The sequence below is a fragment of the Flavobacterium soyae genome (assembly GCF_021245985.1).
GTDB classification, from domain to species: Bacteria; Bacteroidota; Bacteroidia; order Flavobacteriales; family Flavobacteriaceae; genus Flavobacterium; species Flavobacterium soyae.
The window spans coordinates 223175-230678 of record NZ_JAJQXA010000009.1 but is presented as its reverse complement, the minus strand read 5'-3'; the positions used below and the strand labels follow the sequence as shown (position 1 = coordinate 230678).

8 protein-coding genes are annotated in these 7504 nt (G+C 33.1%); all 8 read left to right on the top strand.

What is annotated here, in order from left to right; translation table 11 throughout:
• Positions 1 to 537 precede the first annotated feature (537 nt).
• The 8 genes from miaB (at position 538) to LUU93_RS13585 (ending at position 7450) form a co-directional block, all read left to right on the top strand.
• The gene (miaB, locus tag LUU93_RS13620) at positions 538 to 1983 is read left to right on the top strand and encodes a tRNA (N6-isopentenyl adenosine(37)-C2)-methylthiotransferase MiaB (RefSeq protein ID WP_232681687.1); all 1446 of its coding nucleotides are present in this window, start codon (positions 538 to 540) and stop codon (positions 1981 to 1983) included.
• Between the two features lie 95 nt (positions 1984 to 2078).
• On the top strand, positions 2079 to 2450 hold the full coding sequence (locus LUU93_RS13615) for a GxxExxY protein (protein WP_232681686.1): 372 nt from the start codon (positions 2079 to 2081) through the stop codon (positions 2448 to 2450).
• Between the two features lie 120 nt (positions 2451 to 2570).
• The gene (locus LUU93_RS13610) at positions 2571 to 3830 is read left to right on the top strand and encodes a sigma-54 interaction domain-containing protein (protein WP_232681685.1); all 1260 of its coding nucleotides are present in this window, start codon (positions 2571 to 2573) and stop codon (positions 3828 to 3830) included.
• A gap of 100 nt (positions 3831 to 3930) precedes the next feature.
• Entirely contained in the window at positions 3931 to 4437 is a 507-nt protein-coding gene (locus tag LUU93_RS13605) for an LptE family protein (RefSeq protein WP_232681684.1), read from the top strand.
• A gap of 104 nt (positions 4438 to 4541) precedes the next feature.
• A complete protein-coding gene (locus LUU93_RS13600; protein ID WP_232681683.1) occupies positions 4542 to 6251 on the top strand; it encodes a tetratricopeptide repeat protein in 1710 nt (569 codons plus the stop codon).
• 4 nt (positions 6252 to 6255) lie between these two features.
• On the top strand, positions 6256 to 6594 hold the full coding sequence (gene secG, locus LUU93_RS13595) for a preprotein translocase subunit SecG (RefSeq protein ID WP_232681682.1): 339 nt from the start codon (positions 6256 to 6258) through the stop codon (positions 6592 to 6594).
• A gap of 140 nt (positions 6595 to 6734) precedes the next feature.
• Positions 6735 to 7010, top strand: a complete 276-nt coding sequence (locus LUU93_RS13590) for a co-chaperone GroES (protein ID WP_012023920.1) — start codon at positions 6735 to 6737, stop codon at positions 7008 to 7010.
• Positions 7011 to 7093: 83 nt separating this feature from the next.
• Positions 7094 to 7450 (top strand): four helix bundle protein, encoded by a 357-nt coding sequence (locus tag LUU93_RS13585; RefSeq protein WP_232681681.1) that lies wholly within the window; start codon positions 7094 to 7096, stop codon positions 7448 to 7450.
• Positions 7451 to 7504 lie beyond the last annotated feature (54 nt).

Below are 7504 nucleotides of genomic sequence, written 5' to 3'. Positions count from 1 at the left end.
ATTTCTTTGCGAGAATATGTTTCTTGAACTATTTAGGCGCCAATGGACTCTCATTCCTTTTCACTTAATTATTGCAAATTTAAACATAACGATCACTCATCGTAAATTAACTTGACAAACATAGGAGTTCGCAAAGATTTAATGTAAGCTGAAAATTTAATGTAAAGTTCACAAAGCCTGAAGAATCATTTTAATCTTTTTAATCTGTGGCTGTTTGAATATTTTAGATTGCTGATTTTAGATTCTATCAATATAAAATCTTCTCCCCTAAATCTAAATTTTAACCGCAAAGTTCACAAGGTTTTTTTATGAGCTGAAAATTCAGTGCAAAGTTCACAAAGCTTGAAGAATCATTTTAATCTTTTTAATCTGTGGCTGTTTGAATATTTTAGATTGCTGATTTTAGATTTTAGATTTTTCACGAATCGATTTTCTTTCTATCAATCTGCAATCTAAAACCTAAAATCTAAAATTTCTCCTCTGCCATCTTGTCATATTGACTGTATTTACGCTATCTTTGCACTTTGAAATTTTACAATGGAAAAGATTATTGAAGAAAGTAAACAGGGCGAAAGTCTTGTTTTAGAAAATAAACCTGAGAATACTAAAAAACTATTTATAGAAAGTTACGGTTGTGCGATGAATTTTTCGGACAGTGAAGTCGTGGCTTCCATTTTGTCTGAAGGTGGATATAATACCACTTCGGTTTTAGAAGAAGCTGATTTGGTTTTGGTTAACACGTGTTCAATTCGTGATAAAGCAGAACAAACGATTCGCAAGCGTCTTGAAAAATACAATGCGGTAAAACGTACGAATCCTAAAATGAAAGTAGGAGTTTTGGGTTGTATGGCAGAGCGCTTGAAAAGTCAGTTTTTGGAAGAAGAAAAAATAGTTGACCTTGTTGTTGGTCCCGATGCTTACAAAGATCTTCCTAATTTACTAGCAGAGGTTGAAGAAGGCCGCGATGCCATTAATGTAATTTTATCCAAAGAAGAAACTTACGGAGATATTTCACCGGTTCGTTTAATGAGTAACGGAATTACTGCTTTGGTTTCCATAACTCGTGGTTGCGATAATATGTGTACGTTTTGCGTTGTGCCTTTTACACGTGGACGTGAGCGTAGTCGTGAACCTCAAAGTATTATGACCGAAATTCAGGATTTATGGAACAAAGGTTTTAAGGAAATTACACTTTTAGGTCAAAATGTTGACAGTTACCTTTGGTATGGCGGCGGTTTGAAAAAGGATTTCGTAAACGCTTCAGACATGCAAAAAGCGACTGCAGTTGATTTTGATCAATTGTTGGAAATGGTTGCTGTTGGATTCCCTAAAATGCGCATCAGATTTTCGACTTCAAATCCGCAGGATATGCACGAAAGCATTCTGCATGTTATTGCAAAATATCCAAATATTTGTAAACACATTCACTTACCGGTTCAGTCTGGAAGTAACCGAATTTTAAAAGAAATGAATCGTCTGCACACTCGTGAAGAATATATGGCTTTGATTGACAAAATCAGAGCGATTGTTCCAGATGCTTCGATTTCGCAGGATATGATAGCCGGTTTCCCAACAGAAACGGAGCAAGATCACCGAGATACGATGAGTTTAATGGAATATGTAAAATATAATTTCGGTTATATGTATTCGTATTCTGAACGCCCAGGAACTTTGGCAGGAAGAAAAATGAAAGATGATGTTGAAGAAGAAACGAAAGCCAGAAGATTACAGGAAATTGTTGATTTACAGCAAAAACATGCCTGGTTTAGAAGCGAAGAATTTGTTGGAAAAACAGTTGAAGTTTTAGTAGAAAAAGTTTCTAAAAAATCAAAAGACGAATTTTCAGGAAGAAATTCTCAAAGTATTACGGTTGTTTTCCCGAAAGAAAATTATAAAATTGGTGATTTTGTAAACGTAAAAATTACAAGCTGTACTAGTGGAACTCTAAAAGGTGAAGCTGTTGGATTAAGCAGCATGAATTAATTTTTTTTTGCCACAGATTAAAAGGATTAAAATGATTTTTTTGAATTAATTTTCTTACTTTATTTATTTTTAGATTTGTGGTAAAATAAATATTCATGCAGCATCATAGAGAAAAAGACACTTACAAGATTATTGGAATTTGTATGGAAGTACACCGAAATCTTGGACCGGGTCTGTTAGAAGTAGTTTACAAAGACGCTTTAGAATTAGAATTTAAAGAAAATAATATTCCTTTTGAAAGAGAAAAGGAATACTCAATCGAATACAAGGGTAAAATTTTACCTCATAAATTTTATGCTGATTTCATTATTAATGAAGATATTGTTTTAGAGGTAAAAGCAATAAAAGAATTTTCAAATGAACATATTGCTCAGATTTTAAATTACATAAAACTATCAGATTCAGAAGTAGGATTGCTTGTAAATTTTCAAACAAAATCTCTTCAATATAAAAGATATATTTTATAATTTAGAATAATCTGTGTTAATCCCTTTAATCTGTGGCAAAATAAAATATAAGCCTAAAGTTTTAAGGTTAAACGCTAAACGTGAAACCTGAAACTAATAAAAACTTGAAACAAAACACAAATGGAAACAGTTCAAGCAATAAAACAACGATTTGAGATTATTGGTAACGACCCCAAATTAAATCGTGCCATAGAAAAAGCCATTCAGGTTGCTCCAACTGATATTTCGGTTATGGTAACCGGAGAAAGTGGTGTTGGTAAAGAAAATATCCCTAGAATTATACATTCGCTTTCACACAGAAAGCATGGTAAATATATTGCCGTAAACTGCGGAGCGATTCCGGAGGGAACTATTGACAGTGAACTTTTTGGACACGAAAAAGGAGCTTTTACCGGAGCTACAAGTACTCGTGAAGGTTATTTTGAAGTAGCCGACGGCGGAACTATCTTTCTTGATGAAGTTGGTGAACTGCCATTAACAACTCAGGTTAGATTGCTGCGTGTTCTTGAAAATGGCGAATTTATAAAAGTAGGTTCGTCTCAGGTTCAAAAAACCAATGTTCGTATTGTAGCGGCAACAAACGTAAACTTGTTTAATGCAATCGAAAAAGGGAAATTCCGTGAAGATTTGTATTATCGTTTAACAACAGTCGAAATTACATTACCGCCTTTGCGTGAGCGAAATGACGATATTCATTTATTGTTTAGAAAATTTGTGGCCGATTTTGCCCATAAATATAAAATGCCTCCATTAAAACTAGACGACGATGCCGTTCAATTACTGCAAAAATTCAGATGGAACGGAAACATTCGTCAGCTTCGAAATGTGGCAGAACAAATTTCGGTTTTAGAAACCAATCGCGATATTTCGGCTTCGACTTTATCCTCTTATCTTCCGTCAGAAGGAAGTAATCTGCCATCTGTAATAAGTGATACGAAAAAAGACAGCGATTTTAGTACCGAAAGAGATATTCTGTACAAAGTGCTTTTTGATATGAGAAGTGACTTAAACGATTTGAAAAAGCTGACTTTGGAATTGATGAAAAACGGCACTTCAAAAATGCAGGATATTAATCCGAATTTGATTCAGAAGATATACGGATCGCAGGAAAATGACAGCGAAATTGATTTTGAAGAAGAACCAAGAACTGCGGTTATGACACCAAACGTTCGGGAAGAAAACTACCAGCAGATTCCGGATGATAATTATTTATTTGCCGAAACTATTGAGGAGGAAGAAATTCTGCGTTTAGAACAAAAAGAAATCGAAATGATCAAAAAGTCATTAGAAAAAAATAAAGGAAAACGAAAAGCAGCAGCAGATGAATTAGGGATTTCTGAAAGGACTTTGTACCGAAAAATTAAACAATTCGATTTGTAATTTTTCCTGTAAAGAAGTTAAAACACAAAAATGTTTTAAACGAATTGAATATCTTTGACCCGAACGTTAGCAAACTGACGGAGTAATCATATAAAATAAAATGAAACACTTAAAATATCTTCTAATTCTTTTAATTGCGGCAACTTTTAGCGGTTGTGGGTTTTACAATTTTACTGGTTCAACGGGGCAAATTGATGCTAAAACTTTTCAGGTTAACTTTTTCCATAATAATGCTGATTTGATAGAACCTGGAATTGACAGAGATTTTACACTTGCATTGCAGGATTTAATCCAAAATCAAACCAATTTAAACTTGGTTAGTAATGGCGGAGATTTGATATATGAAGGAGAAATTGTAGATTACAGAATTACGCCAATGACGGCAACAGCTGATCAGCAAGCGGCGCAAAACCGTTTAACAATACGTATTAATGTAAGGTTTACCAATAAAAAGAAAGAAACTGACGATTTTGAGAAACCTTTTGAATTTTACTATGATTTTGAAGGAAGGGATCTTCCAACTGGATCTGTTTTAAATTCTGCTATCAAAACAATTTACGAAAGAATCACGCAGGATATATTTAATGAATCGCTGGCAAAATGGTAAAATGTTTATTTGTTGAATCGGTTAATCGTTTAATCGATTTTGAAATGCAATTAAACAAATAAACGGTTAAACGAATAAACAAAAAAACGATTAAACAATTAATAATGAACGTTACTGATTATACATACTTAATGAACAAACCTGATGCTATTACAGAAAATCAGGCAGAAGCATTAGGAAGTGTTTTGAATGAATTCCCATATTTTCAAAGTGCCAGAGCGCTTCGATTAAAAGGACTTTACAATCAAAACAGCTTTAAGTATAATTATGCTTTAAAAGTAACGGCGGCACATACAGCAGATCGTTCGGTTTTGTTTGATTTTATAACTTCTGAAACTTTTACTTCTATTCAGAATGATTTTTACGATCAAAAACTAAAAGAACTTTTAGAGATTAAAGTATTTGACAGCGAAATTGTTTCATTTGAACCTGTTATAAAAATTCCAGAAATTCGAATTGATCCAATCGAACAATCTATTTTAAAATCGATCAAAGAAGCTACAACTGTTGTTTTTGAAGAGCCGTCTAAAATTGAACAAAAAGCAGCTGAACTATTTATTGAAGAATCGCTATTAGCCAAAATAGAAGAAATTGAATCCAAAACTTTTGAAGGACCTGTAAAAATTCAGGAACAAACAATTGAATATACCGCAGAGCCATCAATTGTAATTCCTACGGAAGAAGAAATACTAAGCACTTTTAAAGAAGTAACAGGTGAAGAAGCAATTGAAAATTTAGTTAATGAGCAGACAATTGCAATTATTAATGAAGAAGAAATATTAAACTCTTTTAAAGAAGTAACTGAAGCTGAAGAAAAAATAATTGAACCCGCGTTTATAATAGAGAAGCCAATCTCAGCTTTTGAAGAAGAAAAAACAGAAAGTCCTCTTAATGTCACAGCAGAAATTGAAGATATAACAGTTGAAGCAATTGTTAATGAATCTGTTCTTACCCCAAGCGAAGAAGAAATACTAAATACTTTTAGAGAAGTAACAGAAACAGAAGAAAAAATAATTGAAACTGAAACAGTCGAAACTATCCTGACTCCCAGCGAAGAAGAAATACTAAATACTTTTAAGGAAGTGGCAGAAGTTGAAGAAAAAACAACCGATCTTATTATCGAAAAAACTGTTACAAGAATAACTTTCTTTGATGAAATAGTAGAAGATGATGAAATTCCGGAAGTACATGCTGATCCAATTGAAGAATCAATTATAGTTTCTATTAAAGAAGCATCGACAGTTTCTTTTGAAGAACCAGTAATTACTGAAGAACCAAAAGCTGAAGCAGAACCATTAGAAATTGAAGTTCCAAAAATTGAAGTTTCTGAATCTGTAAAAGAAGCGCAGGAAAATTTAGAAATAGGAAAACCGATAGATTTTGTACGTGAAAAACATTCTTTTCAGGAATGGCTGCAATTGTCCAGAGCAGAACCTATTGACAGAACTGCAGAAGCTCCAAAAGATATAGAAAACGATGAAAAAAAAACAATTGAAACGACTGAAATAGTTTCTGTTGAGGAAGAAAAGAAGAAAAAAGCCGAAATAATTGACCGTTTTATTGAAGCAAATCCAAAAATTTCTCCTATAAAACCAACAATGGCTACTCCCCTTATTCAATTTAATATTAATGAAGAAGAGAATTCATACCTAATGACAGAGACTTTAGCCCGAGTATATTTGGAACAAAAAAAATATACAAAGGCCATACAGGCATATGAAATATTAATTTTGAAATATCCAGAAAAAATTAGTTTCTTTGCAGACCGCATTTCGGATATAAAGATTTTACAACAAAATAACAATAACATTTAATACAATGAGCACATTTTCAATTTTCTTAGTTTTAATCACAATAGTTTGCTTTCTATTGATCGTAGTAATTATGGTACAAAACCCTAAAGGAGGAGGATTATCTTCTACTATCAGCGGAACTCAAATGTTAGGCGGTGTACAAAAAACAACTGACTTTTTAGATAAAAGTACTTGGACACTAGCTACTATTTTGATTGCTTTGATCCTGCTTTCAAGCTTAAGCTTTACTGGAGCTTTAGGCGATACTGGATCTAAAATTATTGAAAAATCAGAAGCACCTGCATCTACACCAGCTGCGCCAGCTCAACAAACTCCTGCTCCGGCAGCACCTGCAGCAAAATAATAATTTTGATATAAATTAAAATGCCAGCCTGTCAAAGCTGGCATTTTTTTTAGGAAATAATGTCAGTTTACAGAGCATGGCACAATTTCTGAAAGTTTATAGAACATTAAAAAACGTATAACTTAATATAATATAAAATCATGGCTTTAAACATTAAACCGCTTTCAGACCGCGTACTTATTGAACCTGTTGCAGCTGAGACTAAAACTGCTTCAGGTATTTTTATTCCAGATACTGCCAAAGAAAAACCACAAAAAGGTACTGTAGTAGCAGTTGGAAACGGATCTAAAGATCATACTATGACTGTAAAAGTTGGTGATACAGTTTTGTACGGTAAATATGCCGGAACAGAATTAAAATTAGAAGGAACTGATTATTTGATCATGCGTGAGGATGACATCTTAGCGATAATCTAAATTTGCTGTAAGCTTTAAGCCGTAAGCTATAGGCTCCAACAAAAGCTTAAAGCCTATTGACTAAAGCATAAAGCCAAAAAAGAATGAGAGATTTTAAGAAGTATGATATTTGGCAGCTAAGCCATTCTTTTACCTTAGAGATTTATAAAATAACTTCTATTTTTCCAAAAGAAGAACTTTATGGATTAACAAGTCAGATAAGAAGAGCTTCTTCATCAATTCCAACTAACATTAGTGAAGGTTGTGGAAGAAACAGCGACAAAGAATTCAATCAATTTCTCAACATAGCTTTGGGTTCTGCCAGTGAAACAGAATATCTATTGATTTTAGCTAAAGACCTACAGTATTTCAACAATGAGATTGCTGAAAGCCAAATAGAAAAAATCAACAGTATAAAAAGCAAAATTTACAAATTAAAACAAGTACTAGTTAAGCAATAGGCTGTAAGCCGTAAGCTTTAAGCTCCAACAAAAAGCTTAAAGCGTATTGCCTAA

Bases quoted from the DNA above. Each gene is read 5' to 3' on its own strand.
- miaB (WP_232681687.1), top strand. From the start codon at position 538: ATGGAAAAGATTATTGAAGAAAGTAAACAGGGCGAAAGTCTTGTTTTA.
- LUU93_RS13615 (WP_232681686.1), top strand. From the start codon at position 2,079: ATGCAGCATCATAGAGAAAAAGACACTTACAAGATTATTGGAATTTGT.
- LUU93_RS13610 (WP_232681685.1), top strand. From the start codon at position 2,571: ATGGAAACAGTTCAAGCAATAAAACAACGATTTGAGATTATTGGTAAC.
- LUU93_RS13605 (WP_232681684.1), top strand. From the start codon at position 3,931: ATGAAACACTTAAAATATCTTCTAATTCTTTTAATTGCGGCAACTTTT.
- LUU93_RS13600 (WP_232681683.1), top strand. From the start codon at position 4,542: ATGAACGTTACTGATTATACATACTTAATGAACAAACCTGATGCTATT.
- secG (WP_232681682.1), top strand. From the start codon at position 6,256: ATGAGCACATTTTCAATTTTCTTAGTTTTAATCACAATAGTTTGCTTT.
- LUU93_RS13590 (WP_012023920.1), top strand. From the start codon at position 6,735: ATGGCTTTAAACATTAAACCGCTTTCAGACCGCGTACTTATTGAACCT.
- LUU93_RS13585 (WP_232681681.1), top strand. From the start codon at position 7,094: ATGAGAGATTTTAAGAAGTATGATATTTGGCAGCTAAGCCATTCTTTT.